Here is a 21,081-nt window from a genome sequence, read left to right as displayed (position 1 = left end):
TTCATAACATGATCCAACAAGAATCTCGTTTGAAAGTTGCTGACAACTCTGGTGCACGTGAACTTTTAACAATTAAAGTATTAGGCGGCTCTGGTCGTAAATATGCTAATATTGGTGATATTATCGTTGCTACGGTAAAACAAGCAACACCAGGTGGCGTTGTTAAAAAAGGTGACGTTGTTAAGGCAGTAGTGGTACGTACGAAGAGCGGAGCTCGTCGTCCGGACGGTTCTTATATTAAATTTGATGAAAACGCAGCGGTTATCATCAAAGACGATAAGAGCCCACGTGGTACTCGTATCTTCGGACCAGTAGCTCGTGAATTACGTGATAGCAACTTCATGAAGATCGTTTCTTTAGCTCCAGAAGTTCTATAATTTAAGGTATTGCCTTGCTAAGGAGGTGCAGAATTAAGATGCATGTAAAAAAAGGTGATAAAGTTCAGGTAATCACTGGTAAAGACAAAGGAAAACAAGGCGTTATCCTTGTGGCTTTCCCAAAGCAAAACCGTGTTATCGTTGAGGGTGTTAACATCGTTAAAAAACACTCTAAGCCATCTCAATTAAATCCACAAGGTGGAATTATTACGAAAGAAGCACCTATTCACGTTTCTAATGTTATGGTATTAGATCCGAAAACAGGCGAACCTACTCGCGTAGGCTTCAAAGTAGAAGATGGTAAAAAAGTTCGTATTGCAAAAAAATCTGGTGAATTATTAGATAAATAATTTTCTTAAGAAAGGAGGTCACTTCATTGAATCGCCTTAAAGAGAAGTTCCAAAAGGAAATTACTCCTGCTCTAATGAGCAAGTTTAACTATAAATCTGTGATGGAAGTACCGAAAATCGAAAAGATCGTAATCAACACTGGTGTTGGTGACGCGGTATCTAACTCAAAAGCTTTAGACAATGCAGTAGAAGAATTAACGCAAATCGCAGGTCAAAAACCTGTTGTAACTCGCGCTAAAAAATCAATCGCTGGTTTCCGTCTTCGTGAAGGTATGCCAATCGGTGCGAAAGTAACTTTACGCGGACAACAAATGTATGAGTTCTTCGACAAATTAGTATCAGTTTCTTTACCACGTGTACGTGATTTCCGTGGTGTTTCTAAGAAATCATTCGATGGTCGTGGGAACTACACATTAGGTGTTAAAGAGCAACTAATTTTCCCTGAGATTGATTATGATAAAGTAAGTAAAGTCCGCGGTATGGACATCGTAATCGTTACTACAGCGAAAACTGATGAAGAAGCTCGTGAACTTTTAACACAATTCGGTATGCCATTCCAAAAATAATGGAAGCCAACGCTAAGTAGAGGAGGCGAAAACGTGGCTAAAAAATCTATGATCGCGAAACAAAAGCGTACTCCTAAGTTTAAAGTACAAGAGTATACACGTTGCGAACGCTGCGGTCGTCCGCATTCTGTATACCGCAAATTTAAGCTTTGCCGTATTTGTTTCCGTGAACTTGCATATAAAGGTCAAATTCCTGGTGTTAAAAAAGCTAGTTGGTAAAACCCACAAATGGGAAGGAGGTAAAACACATGGTGATGACAGATCCAATTGCAGACATGCTTACTCGCATCCGTAATGCGAACATGGTACGTCATGAGAAATTAGAGGTTCCTGCTTCTAAAATCAAAAAAGAGATCGCTGAACTTTTAAAACGTGAAGGTTTCATTCGTGATGTAGAATACATTGGGGATAACAAACAAGGTATCCTTCGTATTTTCCTGAAATATGGTGCAAACAATGAACGTGTAATCACTGGATTAAAACGTATCAGTAAACCTGGCTTACGCGTTTACGCAAAAGCTGATGAAGTACCACGTGTACTTAACGGATTAGGTATCGCTCTTGTTTCTACATCTAAGGGAGTAATGACAGACAAAGACGCTCGTCAATTACAAACTGGTGGAGAAGTAGTAGCATACGTTTGGTAATATATATTTAAAACGAACGGAGGTGTGACCACATGTCTCGTATTGGTAAAAAGATTCTTGAAATCCCTGCAGGTGTTACTATTACAGTTGCAGAAGACAATACTGTAACAGTAAAAGGCCCTAAAGGTGAATTAACTCGTACTTTCAAAACTGATATGTCTATCAAAATTGAAGAAAATACACTAACAGTTGAGCGTCCATCTGAACAGAAGGAACACCGTGCATTACACGGTACAACTCGTGCTTTAATCGGAAACATGGTTGAAGGTGTAACTACAGGTTTCGTACGCGGACTTGAATTAGTCGGTGTTGGTTACCGTGCTCAAAAACAAGGAGATAAACTTGTTTTAAGCGTAGGTTATTCTCATCCAGTAGAAATGACTCCAGAAGCAGGACTTGAAGTTGAAGTACCTGTACCAACTAAAATCGTAATTAAAGGTATCGACAAGCAACGTGTTGGCGAATTTGCTGCTAACATCCGCGCTGTACGTGCTCCTGAACCATATAAAGGTAAAGGTATTCGTTACGAAGGCGAAGTTGTTCGTCGTAAAGAAGGTAAAACTGCTAAGTAAACCCGTTAGGTGAAAGAAAGGAGTGACAAGAATGATCACTAAAGCTGCTAAAAATGCGACTCGTAAGAAAAGACATGCACGTGTACGTGCTAAACTTACTGGTACTGCAGAACGTCCACGTTTAAACGTGTACCGTTCTAACCAACATATTTACGCTCAAGTTATTGATGATGTAAATGGTGTAACATTAGTAAGTGCATCTACTCTTGATAAAGACCTTGCTCTTAACGGTACTAGCAATACTGAAGCTGCTACGAAAGTTGGAGAATCAGTTGCTAAGCGTGCTGTAGAGAAAGGCGTTAAAGAAGTAGTATTTGATCGCGGTGGTTACTTATACCATGGCCGTGTTAAAGCTCTAGCTGAAGCTGCTCGTGAGGCTGGATTACAATTTTAATGGTCAAAGGAGGGAAAATTGATGCAACGCATTGACCCAAGTAAATTAGAACTTGAAGAACGTGTAGTTACGATAAATCGTGTCGCGAAAGTTGTTAAGGGTGGTCGTCGTTTCCGCTTTGCTGCACTAGTTGTAGTTGGCGATAAAAACGGTCATGTTGGATTCGGTACTGGTAAAGCACAAGAGGTACCAGACGCAATCCGTAAAGCTATCGAAGACGCTAAGAAAAACCTAATCGCTGTACCATTAGTTGGTACAACAATTCCTCACACAATCAACGGTCATTTTGGAGCTGGTGAAGTATTCTTAAAACCTGCTGCTGAGGGTACTGGTGTTATTGCTGGTGGACCTGTTCGTGCGGTACTAGAATTAGCTGGTGTACAAGATATTCTTTCGAAATCTCTTGGTTCTAACACACCAATCAACATGATTCGCGCTACTGTGAACGGATTAAGCGAACTTAAGCGCGCTGAAGATGTTGCAAAATTACGCGGTAAATCTGTAGAAGAGCTACTAGGTTAAGGAGGGAAAACAAATGGCGAAAAAGTTAGAAATTACCCTCACTCGTAGTGTAATTGGTCGTCCACAAGATCAACGTGCGACGGTAGAAGCTTTAGGTCTTAAAAAGTTGAATTCAACTGTAGTTAAGGAAGAAACTCCTGCTATTCTTGGTATGATCAACAAAGTTTCTCACCTTATCTCTGTAAAAGAAGCTTAAGGATAACTCATTAATATAAGGAGGTGCCTGGGAATGAAACTTCATGAATTAAAACCTGCAGAAGGTTCTCGTAAAGTACGTAACCGTGTCGGTCGTGGTATCGGTTCTGGTAACGGTAAAACTGCTGGTAGAGGTCATAAAGGACAAAACGCACGTTCTGGCGGCGGTGTTCGTCTTGGCTTCGAAGGTGGTCAAACTCCACTATTCCGTCGTTTACCAAAACGCGGCTTCACAAACATTAACCGTAAAGAGTTTACTATTGTAAACTTATCAACGTTAAATCGTTTTGAAGATGGTACAGAAGTAACACCTGAATTATTGCTGGAAACTGGCGTTATCAGCAAATTAAACGACGGTGTTAAAATTCTTGCAAGCGGAGCAGTAGAGAAAAAATTAACTGTTAAAGCGCACAAGTTCTCTTCAAGTGCTAAAGAAGCAATTGAAGCAGCTGGCGGATCAGTTGAGGTGATCTAATGTTTCGTACAATCTCCAACTTTATGCGCGTTGCTGAGATAAGACGTAAAATATTATTCACTTTAGCGATGTTAGTCGTATTCAGGATTGGCACGTTTATCCCAGTGCCATTTACAAATGGAGACGTACTGAAAGCACAAGATCAATTAAATGCCTTAGGTATCCTAAATACATTTGGCGGTGGCGCCTTGAAAAACTTCTCCATCTTCGCGATGGGAATCATGCCGTATATTACAGCATCCATCATCGTGCAATTATTGCAGATGGATGTTGTTCCTAAATTTTCGGAATGGTCGAAGCAAGGCGAAATGGGCCGTCGTAAACTAACGCAATTCACGCGTTACTTTACAATTGTTCTTGCGTTTATTCAGGGGTTTGGTATGTCAATCGGTTTTAACGGTATGGTAGGTGGGCAATTAATTTTGAATCCAGGTTGGAGCACTTATTTATACATTGCTACGGTACTGACTGCTGGTACTGCATTTTTAATGTGGTTAGGTGAACAGATTACAGCTAAAGGTGTAGGTAATGGTATTTCCATTCTTATCTTTGGCGGTATTGCCGCAGCGATCCCAAGTGTTATATCTCAAGTGTATCAACAACAGTTTCAAAATATCGGAGATCAATTGTTCATGAGTATCGTTAAAGTTGCATTGATTTTACTAGCTGTGCTAGCGGTTATTGTTGGTGTTATTTTCATTCAACAGGCTGTTAGAAAGATCCCAATTCAATACGCGAAGCGTGTAACAGGAGGGAATGGGAATCATGCTGGAGCACAAAACACTCATTTACCACTTAAGGTAAATAGTGCGGGTGTTATTCCAGTCATTTTTGCTGTTTCATTCTTAATTACGCCTCCAACTATTGCACAGTTCTTCCCGAAACATGATGTGTCGCAGTGGATTATTGCAAACTTTAACTATTCTCACCCAGTGGGAATGATCATATATGTTGCGCTCATTGTAGCCTTCACATATTTCTATGCATTTGTTCAGGTTAATCCAGAGCAAATGTCAGAGAATCTAAACAAGCAAGGTGGATATGTTCCAGGTATTCGTCCGGGTAAGAATACAGAACAATATCTAACAAAAATCTTGTATCGTTTGACCTTTGTGGGATCAATTTTCCTAGCAGCGATTGCAATCTTACCAGTTATCTTTACGAAATTGGGAAATCTTCCTCCATCTGCACAGATTGGTGGAACGAGTATGTTAATCGTTGTCGGCGTTGCTTTAGAAACAATGAAGCAGCTAGAAAGCCAATTGGTAAAACGCCATTACAAAGGGTTTATCAAGCAGTGAGTAAGTGGGAAGAACTGTCTTCCCTACATGCTCATGTACTGAGGGGGAACAAGGATGAACTTGATTTTAATGGGGCTTCCTGGTGCTGGTAAAGGTACACAAGCCGAACAGATTATTGCCGAGTATAACATCCCTCACATCTCAACAGGAGATATGTTCCGTGCAGCTATGAAGGCTGAAACTGAACTTGGTTTACAAGCAAAATCTTTTATTGATAAAGGTGCGCTTGTTCCAGATGAAGTTACAATTGGAATTGTTCGTGAACGTTTAAGCCAAGAAGACTGTATTAAAGGCTTCTTATTAGATGGTTTCCCACGAACTGTTGCACAAGCATCAGCTCTTGAAGAGATTATGAAAGATCTTGGCAAAAAAATCGACTATGTTTTAAACATTAATGTGGATTCAGGGTTGTTATTAACACGCCTTACAGGCCGTCGCATTTGTAAAGAATGCGGTGCGACTTACCACTTAGAATTCAATCCGCCAGCAAAAGCTGATGTGTGCGATAAATGTGGTGGCGAATTATATCAACGCTCTGATGACAATGAAGAAACTGTAGCAAATCGTTTAGATGTAAATATTAAGCAAACAAAACCTTTGCTTGATTTCTACGAGGAGCTTGGCTACTTACAAAGCATTAATGGTGAGCAAGATATCAATAAAGTATTTGCTGATATCGATGTTCTCATCGGAGACTTAGCGTAATGATCATCTGCAAAACTCCTCGCGAGATAGAAATCATGCGAGAAGCTGGCAGGATCGTTGCTTTAACTCATCAAGAGTTGAAACAACATATTACTCCAGGAATTACAACGAAAGAGCTCGATCAAATAGCGGAAAAGACGATTCGAAAATATGGTGCTACGCCATCTTTTAAAGGATACAACGGATTTCCGGGGAGCATTTGTGCTTCTGTAAATGAAGAGCTTGTACACGGGATTCCAGGGAAGCGTAAGCTCGAAGAGGGCGATATCATCAGTATCGATATTGGTGCGAAATACAATGGGTACCATGGTGATTCTGCATGGACGTATCCAGTTGGAAACATTTCTGAATCTGTTCAAAAGCTACTTGATGTCACAGAAAAATCGTTGTATCTTGGTCTAGAACAAGTAAAACCAGGCGAAAGATTATCAAATATCTCGCATGCGGTTCAAACACATGCTGAAGAGAATGGGTTCTCGATCGTTAGGGAGTATGTTGGTCACGGAATCGGGCAAGACTTACATGAGGACCCTCAAATCCCGCACTATGGTCCACCAAATAGAGGCCCTAGATTAAAGCCGGGAATGGTCATCTGTGTTGAGCCGATGGTGAATCAAGGAAGACGATATGTAAAAACACTATCTGATGACTGGACAGTGGTAACGGTAGATGGTAAATGGTGTGCCCATTTTGAGCACACGATTGCTCTTACAGAAGCAGGATACGAAATCCTTACCACTTTATAAGTAGCTGGCTCTCCGGGATTTCAGAGCAGTGTAAAATGTTACTGATTTGAAGAAGGGAGAACTATTGAATGGCTAAAGATGATGTAATTGAAGTCGAAGGTACCGTTCTTGAAACGTTGCCAAATGCTATGTTCAAAGTAGAATTAGAGAATGGGCATGTCGTATTGGCTCACGTTTCTGGTAAAATCCGTATGAATTTCATTCGTATTTTACCAGGAGACAAAGTTACGGTAGAATTATCTCCGTACGATTTAAATCGTGGTCGTATTACGTACCGTTTTAAATAATATAGCACTCCGTAATCTTTAAGGAGGTTCGAGACATGAAAGTAAGACCGTCAGTTAAACCAATCTGCGAAAAATGTAAAGTTATTCGTAGACGTGGAAAAGTAATGGTTATTTGTGAAAACCCTAAACATAAACAAAAACAAGGTTAATCAGAAGGAGGTGCATTCAAAATGGCACGTATCGCAGGTGTAGATATTCCTCGTGACAAGCGCGTTGTTATTTCTTTAACTTACGTATTCGGCATTGGTCGCACAACTGCTGAAAAAATTCTTACAGAAGCTGGTATTTCTTCGGAAACACGAGTTCGTGATTTATCGGAAGATGAATTAGGACGTATCCGTGATATCATCGATCGTATTAAAGTTGAGGGAGACCTTCGTCGTGAAGTATCTCTTAACATTAAACGTCTAATGGAGATCGGTTCTTACCGTGGTCTTCGTCACCGTCGTGGTTTACCAGTTCGTGGTCAAAACTCTAAAAACAATGCTCGTACACGTAAAGGTCCACGTCGTACAGTAGCAAATAAAAAGAAATAATAAGTAAAGGAGGTTGAACTAACAATGGCACGTAAAACAAACACTCGTAAAAAACGTGTGAAAAAGAATATTGAAGCTGGTATAGCTCATATTCGTTCTACTTTCAACAACACAATCGTAACACTTACAGATACTCATGGTAACGCACTTTCTTGGTCTAGTGCTGGTGCACTTGGTTTCCGTGGATCTCGTAAATCTACTCCATTCGCTGCGCAAATGGCTGCTGAAGCTGCTTCTAAAGTTGCAATGGAGCATGGTTTAAAAACTTTAGAGGTTACTGTTAAAGGTCCTGGTGCTGGTCGTGAAGCTGCAATTCGTGCTCTTCAAGCGGCAGGTCTAGAAGTAACAGCAATTAGAGATGTTACTCCAGTTCCTCATAATGGATGTCGTCCACCAAAACGTCGTCGTGTGTAATTTTTCTGTATAGAATTTTCCCTTTTGTCTATAATGGATATGATGCATTATCGAGAAATTTCGTACAGAAACATCGCTTGTTGTGCACAATCGGGAACTGCCTAAGGGGGACTTTCGGTTAAACAGAGGTTCTTCCTTTGTTTAACCGGGGTTTCGACGTTTTGAAGGAGGGTTTAGTTAATGATTGAAATCGAAAAACCGAAAATCGAAACGGTTGAACTTAACGAAGATGCTAAGTATGGCAAATTCGTGATTGAACCGCTTGAGCGTGGATATGGTACTACTTTGGGTAACTCCTTACGTCGTATTCTTTTATCCTCACTCCCTGGTGCCGCTGTAACTGCTATCCAAATCGATGGCGTTTTACACGAATTTTCAACAGTTGAGGGCGTAGTAGAAGACGTTACGACGATGATCTTAAACTTGAAAAAGTTAGCTCTTAAAATCTACTCTGAAGAAGAGAAGACGTTGGAAATCGATGTACAGGGCGAAGGTATTGTCACAGCTGCTGATATTACTCACGATAGTGATGTTGAAATCTTAAATCCAGATTTACACATTGCGACGTTAGCAAAAAATGCGCATTTCCGCATGCGTTTAACTGCAAAGCGTGGCCGTGGGTATACGCCAGCTGATGCAAATAAAAGCGAAGATCAACCAATAGGAGTAATTCCTATTGATTCTATTTATACTCCAGTATCACGTGTGACTTACCAAGTGGAAAAGACACGTGTCGGACAAGTGGCTAATTATGATAAGCTTACGCTTGATGTATGGACGGATGGAAGCATCGGGCCAAAAGAAGCTATCTCTTTAGGTGCCAAAATCTTAACTGAGCATTTAAATATCTTTGTTGGTTTAACTGACGAAGCACAAAATGCTGAGATTATGGTCGAGAAGGAAGAAGATCAAAAAGAAAAAGTTCTTGAGATGACTATCGAAGAACTAGATCTTTCTGTTCGTTCTTATAATTGCCTAAAACGTGCAGGAATTAATACTGTACAAGAGCTTGCGAACAAAACAGAAGAAGATATGATGAAAGTTCGTAACTTAGGACGTAAATCCTTAGAAGAAGTTAAACATAAACTTGAGGAATTAGGTTTAGGTTTACGTAAAGACGACTGAGGATTTAAACCCATCAACAAAGGAGGGAACTACGAATGGCATACAGAAAATTAGGCCGTACAAGTGCGCAACGTAAAGCTATGTTACGTGATTTAGCTACTGATTTAATTATCAACGAGCGCATCCAAACGACAGAAACTCGTGCAAAAGAACTTCGTTCTGTAGTGGAAAAAATGATCACTTTAGGTAAACGCGGAGATCTTCATGCTCGTCGTCAAGCAGCAGCTTTCATCCGTAATGAGGTTGCTAACGCTGAGACTGGTCAAGATGCACTTCAAAAATTATTCGCTGATGTAGCTCCACGCTATGCTGAGCGCCAAGGCGGATACACTCGTATTGCAAAAATTGGTCCACGTCGCGGAGACGCAGCACCAATGGTAATTATCGAGTTAGTATAATGATGATTAAAAGGGCAGGACAGTTCTTTTCAAGTAACTGGTCATGGCCCTTTTTTTTTAAGTATAAAAATAGGCTAACTTGACGAAAGAAAGGGTGCCTTGTATTGAAAAAAGAGAAACTTCGGACAGAAAATATATCATTTCAATATCCTGGGGCAGCCTCTTATGCATTAAAAGATGTTTCGTTTTCCTTATATGAAGGAGAATGGGTATCTGTTATTGGACAAAATGGTTCAGGGAAGTCTACACTTGCAAAATTATTGAATGGCTTATTTTTACCGGAATCAGGGAAAATTACTTTAAATGATACAATGATTTTATCAGAGGAAACAGTATGGGATGTTCGAAAGCAAATTGGCATGGTATTTCAAAATCCAGATAATCAATTTGTTGGAACGACAGTACAAGATGACGTTGTATTCGGCCTAGAGAACATCGGAATGCCAAGGGAGCAGATGATAGAAAGACTAGAACAAGCTCTGCAACTTGTCCGTATGGAAGATTTTTTAAATGAAGAACCCCATTCGTTATCTGGTGGACAAAAGCAGCGAGTCGCAATAGCAGGTGTTCTAGCACTTCAACCATCTATTTTAATACTAGATGAAGCAACTTCAATGTTAGACCCTCAGGGGAGACGTGAAGTAGTAGAAACGGTCAGACAACTTGTTGATCAAAAGGGTATTACGGTATTATCGATTACGCACGATTTAGAAGAAGCGGCACAGTCAGACCGTATTATTATTTTGAACAAGGGAGAAATATTAGAGGAAGGTACTCCAGAGCAAATTTTCAAATCCTCTCATATGCTCCAAGAGATTGGATTAGATGTACCTTTTTCGGTGAAAATAGCAGAATTATTAAAAAGAAATGAAATTCACTTGCAAAATACGCATCTTACAATGGAAAGCTTGGTGAACGAACTTTGGAGATTACATTCCAAAAAGTAGAACATCGTTATCAATATAAAACTCCATTTGAAAGACGCGCACTTTATGATGTAGACGTGTCGTTTCCAAGTGGGGGCTATTATGCCATTATCGGTCATACTGGTTCAGGTAAGTCGACGATGATTCAACATTTAAATGGTTTATTGCAGCCGACAAATGGTACGGTTCAAATTGGTGAACATTTAATTTCAGCAGGGAAGAAAGAGAAAAAGCTTAAGCCGCTACGAAAAAAAGTAGGGGTTGTCTTTCAGTTTCCAGAACATCAACTATTTGAAGAAACAGTTGAAAAGGACATTTGTTTTGGACCGACTAATTTTGGTGTATCTGAAGAAGAGGCAAAACAAAAGGCGAAAGATGCAATCCAGCTTGTTGGATTGGACATAGAGTTATTAGCACGTTCTCCGTTTGAATTAAGCGGTGGGCAAATGAGGCGTGTTGCAATAGCAGGCGTACTTGCGATGGAACCCGAAGTGCTTGTATTAGATGAACCTACAGCAGGGCTTGATCCAAAAGGACAGCATGAGCTCATGGAGATGTTTTACAATTTGCATAAGGAACAGGGGCTTACAGTCATTCTTGTTACCCATAATATGGAGGATGCGGCTAAGTATGCAGATCAAATAGTGGTCATGCATAAAGGAACGGTCTTTTTGCAAGGAAGAGCAGAGGAAGTATTTTCATATGCTGATGAATTAGAACAAATCGGTGTGGATCTTCCAATGTCTTTAAAGTATAAACGTGCAATTGAAGAGAAGTTTGGTATTTCAATTTCGAAGGCTACCTTATCTTTAGAGGATCTTACTCATGAAGTTGTACAGGTGTTACGAAAAGGTGGTCATGAATCATGCAGCAGTTGATTATTGGGAGATATATTCCAGGTCAGTCACTCATTCATCAACTTGATCCTCGTACGAAGCTGTTGATTGTCTTTTTATATGTATTTGTTGTTTTCTTAGCAAATAATGCGATTTCATATGGATTTTTATTTTTATATGCACTCATTGCTTTATTTTTTGCAAAAGTGCCGATTCGTTATGTACTTTCGGGCTTAAAACCAATTCTGTGGATTTTTCTTTTTACATTTTTCCTGCATATTTTTACAAATAAAGAAGGGGAAGTACTATTCCAGCTTGGTTGGTTTTCGATACATGAAAAAGGATTAGAGCAAGGAATATACATTTCTATACGATTCTTCGTTATTATTTTAATGACGACATTATTAACGTTAACGACGACACCTATTGAAATTACAGATGGGTTGGAGACGTTATTAAAGCCGTTCAAGCGTATAAAAGTTCCTGTTCATGAAATCGCATTAATGATGTCAATTTCACTACGTTTTATCCCGACATTAATGGATGAAACGAGTAAAATTATGAAAGCACAAGCGTCACGTGGCATTGATTTCGCCGGGGGACCGATAAAAGATAGGATGAAAGCTATTATCTCACTACTCGTTCCATTATTTATCAGTGCTTTTAAGCGTGCAGAGGACTTAGCGATTGCGATGGAATCTCGTGGATATAAAAGTGGCGAAGGACGTACTAAATTTAGGCAACTACGCTGGAAAATAAGTGATACAGTAACAATTGTAAGCTTACTTTGTTTAGCTTGTATTTTGGCATGGGTGCGGTCGTAATGGAGAATAGAGAAATGGAAAGAATAAAATGTACAGTTGCATATGATGGCATTCATTTTTGTGGTTACCAAATTCAACCACAGCATCGGACTGTTCAACAAGAAATAGAGAAAGCATTGCAGAAGTTGCATAAAGGAGAACTTGTTCGTGTGCAGGCATCAGGCAGAACGGATTCTACCGTTCACGCCAAAGGACAAGTGATACACTTTGATACACCTTTGTCTCTTGAAGAGTGGCAATGGAGTAATGCTTTAAATACAATGTTGCCGGATGATATTATTATCAGGCAGGTAGAGAAGAAAACAGAAGAATTTCATGCACGTTACGGTGTCGAGAAAAAAGAATATCGCTATCGTGTATTATTATCAAAGACTGCGGATGTATTCCGTAGAAATTATGTATATCAATATCCATATCCACTCGAAATAAACTCTATAAGAAAAGCGATTCCTTATTTTATTGGAACGCATGACTTTACTTCTTTTTGTTCGGCAAAAACTGACAAAAAAGATAAAGTACGAACAATTTATGAAATCGAATTAATTGAGCAAGACGATGAATTAATTTTTCGCTTTGTAGGTAATGGATTTTTATATAATATGGTCAGAATTATTGTTGGTACGTTACTTAGCGTAGGTCAAGGAAAGCTTGATCCAGATAGTATTCCAGAGATTTTAGCGAAACAAAATCGCCAGTTTGCTGGAAAGATGGCTCCAGGTCATGGACTTTACTTATGGCAGGTAAACTATAACAACTAATCCTGGTGTAACATTTGCTTGACATTAGAAACTCAAAAGTATATCATAACATATGGTATTGTTTCTAAAACCACGATTAGCCCCGGAAGGAAATCGTGTTTAAGATAAACAATAGATTTTTTCTATGGAAAAGATAACGAGGAGGGAAACACATGCGTACGACTTTTATGGCAAAAGCTAACGAAGTTGAGCGTAAATGGTATGTGGTTGATGCTGAAGGTCAAACTTTAGGTCGCCTATCTACTGAAGTAGCATCCATTTTACGTGGTAAACACAAACCAACATTTACACCACACGTTGACACGGGTGATCATGTAATTATTATTAACGCTGAGAAAATTCATTTAACAGGTAATAAATTAAACGATAAAATTTACTACCGTCACACTAACCACCCAGGTGGACTTAAGCAAAGAACAGCTCTAGAAATGCGTACAAACTACCCTGTACAAATGTTAGAGCTTGCAATTAAAGGCATGCTTCCAAAAGGACGTTTAGGACGTCAAGTTTCTAAGAAATTAAACGTGTATGCTGGAGCAGAGCATCCACACCAAGCACAACAACCAGAAGTTTACGAACTTCGCGGATAATTAATTAAAGGAGGGCTTACTTTGGCACAGGTTCAATACTATGGCACTGGACGTCGTAAGAGTTCAGTAGCGCGCGTACGCCTAGTTCCAGGCGAAGGACGCGTTATTATTAACGGTCGTGATTTTGAAAACTATATCCCATTTGCTGCATTACGTGAAGTAGTGAAACAACCTCTAGTTGCAACAGAAACTTTAGGTAACTACAATGTACTTGTAAACGTAAATGGTGGTGGATACACTGGTCAAGCTGGTGCTATTCGTCACGGTATTTCTCGCGCTTTATTAAAAGCTGATCCAGAATACCGTCTAACATTAAAACGTGCGGGTCTATTAACTCGTGACGCACGTATGAAAGAGCGTAAAAAATACGGTCTTAAAGGCGCACGTCGTGCACCTCAGTTCTCAAAACGTTAATTTTTGCGAACTACAAACCCCAACCATTTTGGTTGGGGTTTTTTTATGTTTAATTCTTCTTTTGTAATTTTTTTAGCTTGGAATATTTTAGTGCTACCGTCCTACGTATGCTTCTTCTTTAGAAGTTTAGACTAATACGTATTAGGGAGGTTTATAAGTACTATGAATGTCATTGTCAGCTTACAAGAAAAACAAAAAGAAAAGCAGTTAAAATACGAGCGGAAGATGCTGCGAGAATTATCATTAAAAACATTGCGTTTAAATATTCGTGATGCCTTTCAGATGCAAGAACTTCATCGTCAGTATGAAGATTATTGCATTGAACTAGGGATAGAATCTTATTTATTAGGAGCGAGATACAGTAAATTTGGTTATCATGGCGAATCATTCTTTGATGTGAAATATAGGGCTTTAGAAGAAGAACAACAATTAACTGAAACGTTATTTCAATTTTTAACGAGTATGACTATACGTGAAATTAAGTTGCAAGACGAGGAATTGCTTTTTGAATCTTGCCAGCAGTTTATCGGCTTGTGGTGGCAGGAAGGCTATGAAAAAGGCGAAAGAAGATATCGATTAAAGCTACACTAAGACAAGCATAAACTTTCCTCTTGTCCCATATAAGTAATTAGAGGGACTAGCTGGAGGAGGAAAGGTATGAAGAGAATTCGAATTATCTCTTTTGCGCTCGCTGCGGTTGTTTTGTTTTTTTTAGTTAAACAAGAATTTCAAATTACAAAATCGTGGCGAGCTTGGAATTTACCCTTATCAGGGAAAGTGATTGTACTAGATGCTGGGCATGGTGGGCCAGACGGAGGGGCTGTTGGTGGAAAGGATATTGTAGAAAAAGACATTACACTTGAGATTACAAAAAAGGTACAAGATTATTTACAAGAACAAGGTGCTTTAGTTATTTTAACGCGTGAAGGAGATTATGATTTAGCTAATAAAGATACAAAGTCATATAGTAGACGTAAAGCAGAGGATTTAAAAAAGCGTGTTGAGATCATTAATAAGCCTGATGTAGACTTTTTTGCGAGTATTCATTTAAATGCCCTAACTAGTAGTGGATCTAAAGGCGCACAAACGTTCTACTATCGTTCTTCGATTGAAAATGAACGGGCTGCGAAATTTATACAAGCTGAATTGAGAACAAGCTTAGAAAATACGAATCGTTCTGCTAAAACAATTCCTCACGTGTATTTATTGAAGTATGCCAAAACACCAGGTGCTTTAATTGAGGCGGGCTTTTTATCGAATGTGAATGAAAGATATATGTTAAATTCGGAGAAATACCAACAAAAAGTAGCTGCTGCAATATATCGTGGTATATTACGTTATTTTACGGAAAAAGGAAATCCTCCAGAATAAGGAGGATTTTTTCGAGTTTCTCTCGTTAACGAAGTTTTCCGAAAATATGTTATACTGGAAATGTAAACGCATTTATTTTAAAAATAAAGAGAGATAAATTTAATTAACAATACGTTATTTTTCATACAGGGGGCTGGGCTAATTATGGTAACAAAAGAGCAGGTAGTGGAAGCATTGGAAGGGATTGTAGATCCGTTTATACATAAAACGTTAAAAGAAACAAATGCAATTAAAGAGGTGACAGTCAAGCCTGAGAAGGAACATGTAAGTGTTAAAATTGCAATTGTAAAGACGGGTACAGCGGAACAAATGCAGTTGCAGTCTGGAATTGTAAAGTTAGTAAAAGAACTTGGAGCAACAACAGTGGGACTTCGTTTTGCAGAATTTACAGAAGAGGAATTAGCTCAGTTTGCACCACCGCAAGAGGAAGAGAAAAGTGAATCCTTATTATCACCGAATTCAAATACAACATTTTTAGCAGTGGCAAGTGGAAAAGGTGGAGTAGGGAAATCAACTGTTTCTGTTAACCTTGCAATTGCTTTAGCTCGTTTAGGCAAAAAGGTTGGTATCATCGACGCGGATATTTACGGTTTTAGTGTACCGGATATGATGGGTATAGAAAAACGTCCAATCGTAAGAGGTGATAAGATAATACCAGTGGAGCGTCTAGGCGTGAAAGTAATCTCAATGGGATTCTTTGTAGAAGATAACGCACCTGTTATTTGGAGAGGACCGATGCTTGGGAAAATGTTAAATCACTTTTTCACAGAAGTAGAGTGGGGTGATTTAGATTACTTAGTATTGGACCTACCACCAGGTACGGGTGATGTTGCTTTAGATGTACATTCGATGTTGCCGGCTTGTAAAGAGATTATTGTAACAACGCCGCATCCAACAGCGGCATTTGTAGCAGCGCGCGCTGGAGCCATGGCTTTACGTACAGAACATAGTATTCTTGGTGTTGTTGAAAATATGGCGTATTTTGAAAGTAAAGCAACTGGTGAAAAAGAGTATGTGTTTGGAAGAGGTGGAGGAGATAAATTGGCTACGGAACTCCAAACGGATATACTTGGCCGAATTCCACTTCAACAACCTGATTGGAATAAAGAGGACTTTGCGCCGTCAGTATATGAAGATACACATACAACGGGTCTCATTTATCGTACGATAGCTGAGACAGTTATTGATAAAACAGCTGTTACACAAAAATAAAGTAGTAATGAGTGGACAATATATACATTGTCCACTCAGTTCTATAATTTTTATTATTGTTCTTTGTTCCCATCTTGAGAACCGCCTTCACCACCTGCGCCTTTCTTATCAGACCCACCTTTTTCGGCTTTTTGTACACCTTTACTAATGATGTCAATCATCTTAGCTTGGAAGAGAGGACTTTCGGCAGTTTCAGTTAGTACTTGCTGTAAATATTGACGATATTCTTTACTCTTCATTGTTTGTAACATAATTTTCTCTACTTCAGGATTTTTCATAATCTCTATAACACCTGATTGGTATTCAGGATCTTTTAGTAAAGTTTTCATTAAGTTTGTTTGTTCTTTTCCCATACTTTTAGCAAATTTCGATGAGAACTCAGGGTCTTTAAAGAGCTTTTCCCAGAATTGTTGCCCTTTTTCAGATACCAGTGCATCTTCAATCGTTTTCTTTACTACTGTTTCATCTAGTATGAGTGCTTGTTTCATTTTTTCATCAGTTAATACATCTTGGATCGCTTTTTTTCCTTGATCGGTTTTTAAAATATCAACAATCATTTTTTTTGTTTGATCATAATCAAGTTCGGATTTTGCTTCTTTTTCTTGTGCACATGCCGCTAGTGCTATAAATAGAAAAGAAGAAATCAAAACGAGCAGCATCCGTTTCATAAGTTGGAGCTCCTTTCAGCAAAGTTCTCTTTTTTTAATATAAATCTCTTTAAGGAATTTATACATTAACATGGCTAGCTTTTTGAAATTGTCATTGTTACAATTTAATTAGAAATATAAGAATAATGGGGGATGTGTTGTGAATAGCCGCAAGTGGGTACGACTATTTTTTACGACGTTGTTTCTTGGTGGGATTAGCACAGTCTTTATTGGTTTTGTTTTAGAGTGGGACAAGTACGCTAAATTTTTTCAAAATTTCGACGGAAAAGAGATTTTAGCAATTTCCTTTTGGTTGATGGGCGTAGGATTTATTTTTAGTGTTATAAGTCAAATGGGGTTCTTTGCGTATTTAACGATCCATCGTTTTGGATTAGGGATGTTTCGGTCATCTTCTTTATGGAATACAGTGCAACTGTTCTTTATTGCGTTCGTATTGTTTGATTTCGTTTATTTAAGGTCAGTACTTGTTGCGAATGGGGAAGTTTCATTAGGGAATAACATACTTGTTGCTGGGATGTTATTTGTGTTTGGGGCAATTGTCGCTTATATAAAGAGTAAAGAAACGAATAAAAAAGCATTCGTTCCCGCTCTGTTCTTTATGGTTGTTGTAACAATTCTTGAATGGGTACCAGCGCTCCGGATTAATGATACTGATTGGTTATATTTAATGGTGATACCACTTTTATTATGTAATTCATATCAGTTACTTGTATTGCATCGTTTAATTGGACAAAAGAGTAAGTCAGCTTAATGAGGAGAGTGGATTTTTAATTATCCAGATTCTTATCGTCTGTAAATGCTAGGATAAAAAAGCTCTGCTATCTTAACAAAAGATAGCAGAGCTTTTTATGTGTGAAGAACCGTGTAGAAAGGAACTACTTAATATCTTCACTTTTTGTACTTGTGTTGGAAATAAGTTGTGATACAGATGTTTGTTCATATCCGTCGCTCTTTAATTTTTGTAAGAGTAATGGTAAAGCCTTATTTGTTTGAAGGGCAGAATCAGAAGCATGTAATAAGACGATATCTCCACCCTTTAAATTGCTAGAGACTGTGGAAATGATTTTATTTACGCCGGGATTTTTCCAGTCATTTGAATTGTTACTCCAATGAACGATGGTGTATCCGAGTGATTCCGCTATTTTAAGAGTTGTTTTGTTAAAATCGCCACTAGGTGGACGTAATAGCTTGACTTGTTTTACGCCAAGTTTCGTAAAAACATCTTGTGCCCGCAAAAGATCTCGTCGTATTTCATTTGCTTCTAGTGAAGTGTAGGATGTGTAATTATAGCCCATACTACCAATCTCATGTCCATCTTTCATGATGCGTTCGACAATATCAGGGTGTCTTTCAGCCCATGCAGCAGAGAGAAAGAAGGTTGCATTCTTAATTTCTCTTTCTTTGAGTGTATTAAGGATTGGAATAGCTTTTTTGTCCCCCCAACTAATGTCAAACGTGAATGCAACTTGTTTTTTTGCAGTGTCCCCTTTGTAAATCACTTTAGGGCCAGTAGCAGTTGAAAAAGCAGATTCATGTGAATATGTTTTTAAAAAGAGTAGCCATGCTGTAAATAAGGAAAGTACGATTATTAAGCTAATGTGTTTAAATGTTCTTTTACTCGTAATAAAAAAGAAAAACATAATATTACGCCCCTTTGTCCAATCCTTTTCAGTTACATATATGCTTTAAATTAAAAAAAGAGAACAAGGGATTAATATCGTAAGTGGTGGATATAATGAGTGATAGAATTTTGTTTTTTGATGATACAGTATTGATAATTGAAAATGAGTGGGCGTTTATCGGTACACGTAAGGAGTTATTGGGGTGATAATTTGCTTGGGATTATGTTGACGAAGGAAGAGAAAAAAGAAATTGAATACATACTGAAGAGAGAGTTAGAGGAACTTTTATTTGATTTTGAAGATGAGCGTATACATAGCGTTGTAAAAAAGGCGATGGAAGAAAGGTATAAAATCATTTTTTGTTTATTTCGGAGAGTTGCTAATAGGGAAGAATGTATTCGTTATGTAAGAAAAAGAATTTTTTATTAAAAAGTGTTGACGCTAAGAGTAAGGATATGATAAATTAATAAACGTCGCTGATGCAGAAACGCAGAAAACGACAAAAAAGAAATTAAAAAACTTAGTTGACATCGAAAAATGAAGATGTTAACATAAGGAAGTCGCAAATGAGCGACTAAGTAGTTCTTTGAAAACTGAACGAAACAAACAACGTGAACGTCAATTTTTATTTTTAGATGCTAGACAAACTAACTTTATTGGAGAGTTTGATCCTGGCTCAGGATGAACGCTGGCGGCGTGCCTAATACATGCAAGTCGAGCGAATGGATTAAGAGCTTGCTCTTATGAAGTTAGCGGCGGACGGGTGAGTAACACGTGGGTAACCTACCCATAAGACTGGGATAACTCCGGGAAACCGGGGCTAATACCGGATAATATTTTGAACTGCATAGTTCTAAATTGAAAGGCGGCTTCGGCTGTCACTTATGGATGGACCCGCGTCGCATTAGCTAGTTGGTGAGGTAACGGCTCACCAAGGCGACGATGCGTAGCCGACCTGAGAGGGTGATCGGCCACACTGGGACTGAGACACGGCCCAGACTCCTACGGGAGGCAGCAGTAGGGAATCTTCCGCAATGGACGAAAGTCTGACGGAGCAACGCCGCGTGAGTGATGAAGGCTTTCGGGTCGTAAAACTCTGTTGTTAGGGAAGAACAAGTGCTAGTTGAATAAGCTGGCACCTTGACGGTACCTAACCAGAAAGCCACGGCTAACTACGTGCCAGCAGCCGCGGTAATACGTAGGTGGCAAGCGTTATCCGGAATTATTGGGCGTAAAGCGCGCGCAGGTGGTTTCTTAAGTCTGATGTGAAAGCCCACGGCTCAACCGTGGAGGGTCATTGGAAACTGGGAGACTTGAGTGCAGAAGAGGAAAGTGGAATTCCATGTGTAGCGGTGAAATGCGTAGAGATATGGAGGAACACCAGTGGCGAAGGCGACTTTCTGGTCTGTAACTGACACTGAGGCGCGAAAGCGTGGGGAGCAAACAGGATTAGATACCCTGGTAGTCCACGCCGTAAACGATGAGTGCTAAGTGTTAGAGGGTTTCCGCCCTTTAGTGCTGAAGTTAACGCATTAAGCACTCCGCCTGGGGAGTACGGCCGCAAGGCTGAAACTCAAAGGAATTGACGGGGGCCCGCACAAGCGGTGGAGCATGTGGTTTAATTCGAAGCAACGCGAAGAACCTTACCAGGTCTTGACATCCTCTGAAAACTCTAGAGATAGAGCTTCTCCTTCGGGAGCAGAGTGACAGGTGGTGCATGGTTGTCGTCAGCTCGTGTCGTGAGATGTTGGGTTAAGTCCCGCAACGAGCGCAACCCTTGATCTTAGTTGCCATCATTAAGTTGGGCACTCTAAGGTGACTGCCGGTGACAAACCGGAGGAAGGTGGGGATGACGTCAAATCATCATGCCCCTTATGACCTGGGCTACACACGTGCTACAATGGACGGTACAAAGAGCTGCAAGACCGCGAGGTGGAGCTAATCTCATAAAACCGTTCTCAGTTCGGATTGTAGGCTGCAACTCGCCTACATGAAGCTGGAATCGCTAGTAATCGCGGATCAGCATGCCGCGGTGAATACGTTCCCGGGCCTTGTACACACCGCCCGTCACACCACGAGAGTTTGTAACACCCGAAGTCGGTGGGGTAACCTTTATGGAGCCAGCCGCCTAAGGTGGGACAGATGATTGGGGTGAAGTCGTAACAAGGTAGCCGTATCGGAAGGTGCGGCTGGATCACCTCCTTTCTATGGAGAATTGATGAACGCAGTTCATCAATAAACGTTGACTTG

Annotated in this window: 32 protein-coding genes and 1 rRNA gene; 31 read left to right on the top strand and 2 right to left on the bottom strand. The window is 39.5% G+C overall.

Going from position 1 to position 21,081, the window contains the following annotated elements:
* Positions 1-8 precede the first annotated feature (8 nt).
* The 28 genes from rplN (at position 9) to BG05_RS03570 (ending at position 16,541) form a co-directional block, all read left to right on the top strand.
* On the top strand, positions 9-377 hold the full coding sequence (rplN, locus tag BG05_RS03705; protein ID WP_000615912.1) for a 50S ribosomal protein L14: 369 nt from the start codon (positions 9-11) through the stop codon (positions 375-377).
* A 38-nt stretch (positions 378-415) separates the two neighbouring features.
* Positions 416-727 carry a 50S ribosomal protein L24 gene (gene rplX, locus BG05_RS03700; RefSeq protein ID WP_000558201.1) on the top strand — a complete coding sequence of 104 codons (312 nt, stop codon included), beginning with the start codon at positions 416-418 and terminating at the stop codon, positions 725-727.
* Between the two features lie 26 nt (positions 728-753).
* Positions 754-1,293 carry a 50S ribosomal protein L5 gene (gene rplE, locus BG05_RS03695; protein WP_002091528.1) on the top strand — a complete coding sequence of 180 codons (540 nt, stop codon included), beginning with the start codon at positions 754-756 and terminating at the stop codon, positions 1,291-1,293.
* A gap of 33 nt (positions 1,294-1,326) precedes the next feature.
* Positions 1,327-1,512: a 30S ribosomal protein S14 gene (gene rpsN, locus BG05_RS03690; RefSeq protein WP_001085700.1), complete on the top strand. Its 186-nt coding sequence runs from the start codon at positions 1,327-1,329 to the stop codon at positions 1,510-1,512.
* Positions 1,513-1,541: 29 nt separating this feature from the next.
* Entirely contained in the window at positions 1,542-1,940 is a 399-nt protein-coding gene (rpsH, locus tag BG05_RS03685; RefSeq protein ID WP_002009764.1) for a 30S ribosomal protein S8, read from the top strand.
* Between the two features lie 32 nt (positions 1,941-1,972).
* Positions 1,973-2,512: a 50S ribosomal protein L6 gene (gene rplF / locus BG05_RS03680; RefSeq protein WP_002009762.1), complete on the top strand. Its 540-nt coding sequence runs from the start codon at positions 1,973-1,975 to the stop codon at positions 2,510-2,512.
* A gap of 31 nt (positions 2,513-2,543) precedes the next feature.
* Positions 2,544-2,906, top strand: a complete 363-nt coding sequence (rplR, locus tag BG05_RS03675; RefSeq protein ID WP_002009761.1) for a 50S ribosomal protein L18 — start codon at positions 2,544-2,546, stop codon at positions 2,904-2,906.
* A 21-nt stretch (positions 2,907-2,927) separates the two neighbouring features.
* The gene (rpsE, locus tag BG05_RS03670; RefSeq protein WP_002009759.1) at positions 2,928-3,428 is read left to right on the top strand and encodes a 30S ribosomal protein S5; all 501 of its coding nucleotides are present in this window, start codon (positions 2,928-2,930) and stop codon (positions 3,426-3,428) included.
* A 13-nt stretch (positions 3,429-3,441) separates the two neighbouring features.
* The gene (rpmD, locus tag BG05_RS03665; protein WP_002009757.1) at positions 3,442-3,624 is read left to right on the top strand and encodes a 50S ribosomal protein L30; all 183 of its coding nucleotides are present in this window, start codon (positions 3,442-3,444) and stop codon (positions 3,622-3,624) included.
* Between the two features lie 33 nt (positions 3,625-3,657).
* A complete protein-coding gene (rplO, locus tag BG05_RS03660; RefSeq protein ID WP_002009754.1) occupies positions 3,658-4,098 on the top strand; it encodes a 50S ribosomal protein L15 in 441 nt (146 codons plus the stop codon).
* Positions 4,098-5,399, top strand: a complete 1,302-nt coding sequence (secY, locus tag BG05_RS03655; protein WP_002124688.1) for a preprotein translocase subunit SecY — start codon at positions 4,098-4,100, stop codon at positions 5,397-5,399. Before rplO ends, secY begins: the two co-directional genes overlap by 1 nt.
* Positions 5,400-5,453: 54 nt before the next feature.
* Positions 5,454-6,104: an adenylate kinase gene (locus tag BG05_RS03650; protein ID WP_003186882.1), complete on the top strand. Its 651-nt coding sequence runs from the start codon at positions 5,454-5,456 to the stop codon at positions 6,102-6,104.
* Positions 6,104-6,850 carry a type I methionyl aminopeptidase gene (gene map / locus BG05_RS03645; RefSeq protein WP_000582542.1) on the top strand — a complete coding sequence of 249 codons (747 nt, stop codon included), beginning with the start codon at positions 6,104-6,106 and terminating at the stop codon, positions 6,848-6,850. The genes BG05_RS03650 and map overlap by 1 nt, the downstream gene beginning before the upstream one ends.
* Before the next feature lie 68 nt (positions 6,851-6,918).
* The gene (infA, locus tag BG05_RS03640; RefSeq protein WP_001029884.1) at positions 6,919-7,137 is read left to right on the top strand and encodes a translation initiation factor IF-1; all 219 of its coding nucleotides are present in this window, start codon (positions 6,919-6,921) and stop codon (positions 7,135-7,137) included.
* Positions 7,138-7,172: 35 nt separating this feature from the next.
* Positions 7,173-7,286 (top strand): 50S ribosomal protein L36, encoded by a 114-nt coding sequence (rpmJ, locus tag BG05_RS03635; protein WP_000868344.1) that lies wholly within the window; start codon positions 7,173-7,175, stop codon positions 7,284-7,286.
* A 21-nt stretch (positions 7,287-7,307) separates the two neighbouring features.
* Positions 7,308-7,673 (top strand): 30S ribosomal protein S13, encoded by a 366-nt coding sequence (gene rpsM / locus BG05_RS03630; RefSeq protein WP_002009746.1) that lies wholly within the window; start codon positions 7,308-7,310, stop codon positions 7,671-7,673.
* 24 nt (positions 7,674-7,697) lie between these two features.
* Positions 7,698-8,087, top strand: coding sequence for a 30S ribosomal protein S11 (gene rpsK, locus BG05_RS03625; protein ID WP_002009745.1), 390 nt, complete (start codon positions 7,698-7,700; stop codon positions 8,085-8,087).
* 180 nt (positions 8,088-8,267) lie between these two features.
* Positions 8,268-9,212 carry a DNA-directed RNA polymerase subunit alpha gene (locus BG05_RS03620; RefSeq protein ID WP_002009743.1) on the top strand — a complete coding sequence of 315 codons (945 nt, stop codon included), beginning with the start codon at positions 8,268-8,270 and terminating at the stop codon, positions 9,210-9,212.
* Between the two features lie 35 nt (positions 9,213-9,247).
* Positions 9,248-9,610, top strand: coding sequence for a 50S ribosomal protein L17 (rplQ, locus tag BG05_RS03615; RefSeq protein WP_000331490.1), 363 nt, complete (start codon positions 9,248-9,250; stop codon positions 9,608-9,610).
* 104 nt (positions 9,611-9,714) lie between these two features.
* Complete coding sequence (locus BG05_RS03610; RefSeq protein ID WP_002009740.1) at positions 9,715-10,557, top strand: energy-coupling factor ABC transporter ATP-binding protein; 843 nt, start codon at positions 9,715-9,717, stop codon at positions 10,555-10,557.
* Positions 10,533-11,414, top strand: coding sequence for an energy-coupling factor ABC transporter ATP-binding protein (locus BG05_RS03605; RefSeq protein WP_002124690.1), 882 nt, complete (start codon positions 10,533-10,535; stop codon positions 11,412-11,414). Before BG05_RS03610 ends, BG05_RS03605 begins: the two co-directional genes overlap by 25 nt.
* Entirely contained in the window at positions 11,402-12,196 is a 795-nt protein-coding gene (locus BG05_RS03600; protein WP_002124692.1) for an energy-coupling factor transporter transmembrane component T family protein, read from the top strand. The genes BG05_RS03605 and BG05_RS03600 overlap by 13 nt, the downstream gene beginning before the upstream one ends.
* Before the next feature lie 14 nt (positions 12,197-12,210).
* Entirely contained in the window at positions 12,211-12,954 is a 744-nt protein-coding gene (gene truA, locus BG05_RS03595; RefSeq protein ID WP_002124694.1) for a tRNA pseudouridine(38-40) synthase TruA, read from the top strand.
* Positions 12,955-13,106: 152 nt separating this feature from the next.
* Positions 13,107-13,544, top strand: a complete 438-nt coding sequence (gene rplM / locus BG05_RS03590) for a 50S ribosomal protein L13 (protein ID WP_002029337.1) — start codon at positions 13,107-13,109, stop codon at positions 13,542-13,544.
* A gap of 21 nt (positions 13,545-13,565) precedes the next feature.
* Entirely contained in the window at positions 13,566-13,958 is a 393-nt protein-coding gene (gene rpsI / locus BG05_RS03585) for a 30S ribosomal protein S9 (RefSeq protein ID WP_002009728.1), read from the top strand.
* A 162-nt stretch (positions 13,959-14,120) separates the two neighbouring features.
* Positions 14,121-14,549, top strand: a complete 429-nt coding sequence (locus BG05_RS03580) for a DUF2521 family protein (RefSeq protein ID WP_002029335.1) — start codon at positions 14,121-14,123, stop codon at positions 14,547-14,549.
* Positions 14,550-14,615: 66 nt separating this feature from the next.
* Positions 14,616-15,329 carry an N-acetylmuramoyl-L-alanine amidase CwlD gene (gene cwlD, locus BG05_RS03575; protein ID WP_002009721.1) on the top strand — a complete coding sequence of 238 codons (714 nt, stop codon included), beginning with the start codon at positions 14,616-14,618 and terminating at the stop codon, positions 15,327-15,329.
* A 144-nt stretch (positions 15,330-15,473) separates the two neighbouring features.
* Entirely contained in the window at positions 15,474-16,541 is a 1,068-nt protein-coding gene (locus tag BG05_RS03570; protein ID WP_002009718.1) for an Mrp/NBP35 family ATP-binding protein, read from the top strand.
* Between the two features lie 53 nt (positions 16,542-16,594).
* Here the strand turns inward: BG05_RS03570 and gerD are convergent, their stop codons facing one another.
* On the bottom strand, positions 16,595-17,209 hold the full coding sequence (gerD, locus tag BG05_RS03565; RefSeq protein WP_002009716.1) for a spore germination lipoprotein GerD: 615 nt from the start codon (positions 17,207-17,209) through the stop codon (positions 16,595-16,597).
* A gap of 139 nt (positions 17,210-17,348) precedes the next feature.
* Between gerD and kbaA the strand changes: the two genes are divergently transcribed.
* A complete protein-coding gene (gene kbaA / locus BG05_RS03560; RefSeq protein WP_002124701.1) occupies positions 17,349-17,960 on the top strand; it encodes a KinB signaling pathway activation protein KbaA in 612 nt (203 codons plus the stop codon).
* 124 nt (positions 17,961-18,084) lie between these two features.
* On the opposite strand, the gene pdaB is transcribed toward kbaA, so the two are convergent.
* Positions 18,085-18,849, bottom strand: a complete 765-nt coding sequence (pdaB, locus tag BG05_RS03555; RefSeq protein ID WP_002091556.1) for a polysaccharide deacetylase family sporulation protein PdaB — start codon at positions 18,847-18,849, stop codon at positions 18,085-18,087.
* A gap of 192 nt (positions 18,850-19,041) precedes the next feature.
* On the opposite strand from pdaB, the gene BG05_RS03550 reads away from it, so the two are divergent.
* Together BG05_RS03550 and BG05_RS03545 are read left to right on the top strand one after the other, a co-directional pair.
* Positions 19,042-19,260 (top strand): hypothetical protein, encoded by a 219-nt coding sequence (locus BG05_RS03550; protein ID WP_033708173.1) that lies wholly within the window; start codon positions 19,042-19,044, stop codon positions 19,258-19,260.
* Between the two features lie 224 nt (positions 19,261-19,484).
* A 16S ribosomal RNA gene (locus BG05_RS03545) occupies positions 19,485-21,036 on the top strand.
* Positions 21,037-21,081: the final 45 nt, after the last annotated feature.

This window comes from Bacillus mycoides, from assembly GCF_000832605.1.
Taxonomy (GTDB): domain Bacteria; phylum Bacillota; class Bacilli; order Bacillales; family Bacillaceae_G; genus Bacillus_A; species Bacillus_A mycoides.
This window is presented reverse-complemented; position numbering and strand designations above follow the sequence as displayed.

Coding starts and splice junctions, on each gene's coding strand:
- rpsH (WP_002009764.1), top strand. CDS start 1,542: ATGGTGATGACAGATCCAATTGCAGACATGCTTACTCGCATCCGTAAT.
- rplQ (WP_000331490.1), top strand. CDS start 9,248: ATGGCATACAGAAAATTAGGCCGTACAAGTGCGCAACGTAAAGCTATG.
- secY (WP_002124688.1), top strand. CDS start 4,098: ATGTTTCGTACAATCTCCAACTTTATGCGCGTTGCTGAGATAAGACGT.
- rplF (WP_002009762.1), top strand. CDS start 1,973: ATGTCTCGTATTGGTAAAAAGATTCTTGAAATCCCTGCAGGTGTTACT.
- rpsM (WP_002009746.1), top strand. CDS start 7,308: ATGGCACGTATCGCAGGTGTAGATATTCCTCGTGACAAGCGCGTTGTT.
- map (WP_000582542.1), top strand. CDS start 6,104: ATGATCATCTGCAAAACTCCTCGCGAGATAGAAATCATGCGAGAAGCT.
- rplX (WP_000558201.1), top strand. CDS start 416: ATGCATGTAAAAAAAGGTGATAAAGTTCAGGTAATCACTGGTAAAGAC.
- gerD (WP_002009716.1), bottom strand. CDS start 17,209: ATGAAACGGATGCTGCTCGTTTTGATTTCTTCTTTTCTATTTATAGCA.
- rpsE (WP_002009759.1), top strand. CDS start 2,928: ATGCAACGCATTGACCCAAGTAAATTAGAACTTGAAGAACGTGTAGTT.
- truA (WP_002124694.1), top strand. CDS start 12,211: ATGGAAAGAATAAAATGTACAGTTGCATATGATGGCATTCATTTTTGT.
- BG05_RS03620 (WP_002009743.1), top strand. CDS start 8,268: ATGATTGAAATCGAAAAACCGAAAATCGAAACGGTTGAACTTAACGAA.
- BG05_RS03580 (WP_002029335.1), top strand. CDS start 14,121: ATGAATGTCATTGTCAGCTTACAAGAAAAACAAAAAGAAAAGCAGTTA.
- BG05_RS03650 (WP_003186882.1), top strand. CDS start 5,454: ATGAACTTGATTTTAATGGGGCTTCCTGGTGCTGGTAAAGGTACACAA.
- BG05_RS03600 (WP_002124692.1), top strand. CDS start 11,402: ATGCAGCAGTTGATTATTGGGAGATATATTCCAGGTCAGTCACTCATT.
- rplR (WP_002009761.1), top strand. CDS start 2,544: ATGATCACTAAAGCTGCTAAAAATGCGACTCGTAAGAAAAGACATGCA.
- rpmJ (WP_000868344.1), top strand. CDS start 7,173: ATGAAAGTAAGACCGTCAGTTAAACCAATCTGCGAAAAATGTAAAGTT.
- infA (WP_001029884.1), top strand. CDS start 6,919: ATGGCTAAAGATGATGTAATTGAAGTCGAAGGTACCGTTCTTGAAACG.
- rplO (WP_002009754.1), top strand. CDS start 3,658: ATGAAACTTCATGAATTAAAACCTGCAGAAGGTTCTCGTAAAGTACGT.
- cwlD (WP_002009721.1), top strand. CDS start 14,616: ATGAAGAGAATTCGAATTATCTCTTTTGCGCTCGCTGCGGTTGTTTTG.
- rplM (WP_002029337.1), top strand. CDS start 13,107: ATGCGTACGACTTTTATGGCAAAAGCTAACGAAGTTGAGCGTAAATGG.
- BG05_RS03570 (WP_002009718.1), top strand. CDS start 15,474: ATGGTAACAAAAGAGCAGGTAGTGGAAGCATTGGAAGGGATTGTAGAT.
- rpmD (WP_002009757.1), top strand. CDS start 3,442: ATGGCGAAAAAGTTAGAAATTACCCTCACTCGTAGTGTAATTGGTCGT.
- pdaB (WP_002091556.1), bottom strand. CDS start 18,849: ATGTTTTTCTTTTTTATTACGAGTAAAAGAACATTTAAACACATTAGC.
- rpsK (WP_002009745.1), top strand. CDS start 7,698: ATGGCACGTAAAACAAACACTCGTAAAAAACGTGTGAAAAAGAATATT.
- rplN (WP_000615912.1), top strand. CDS start 9: ATGATCCAACAAGAATCTCGTTTGAAAGTTGCTGACAACTCTGGTGCA.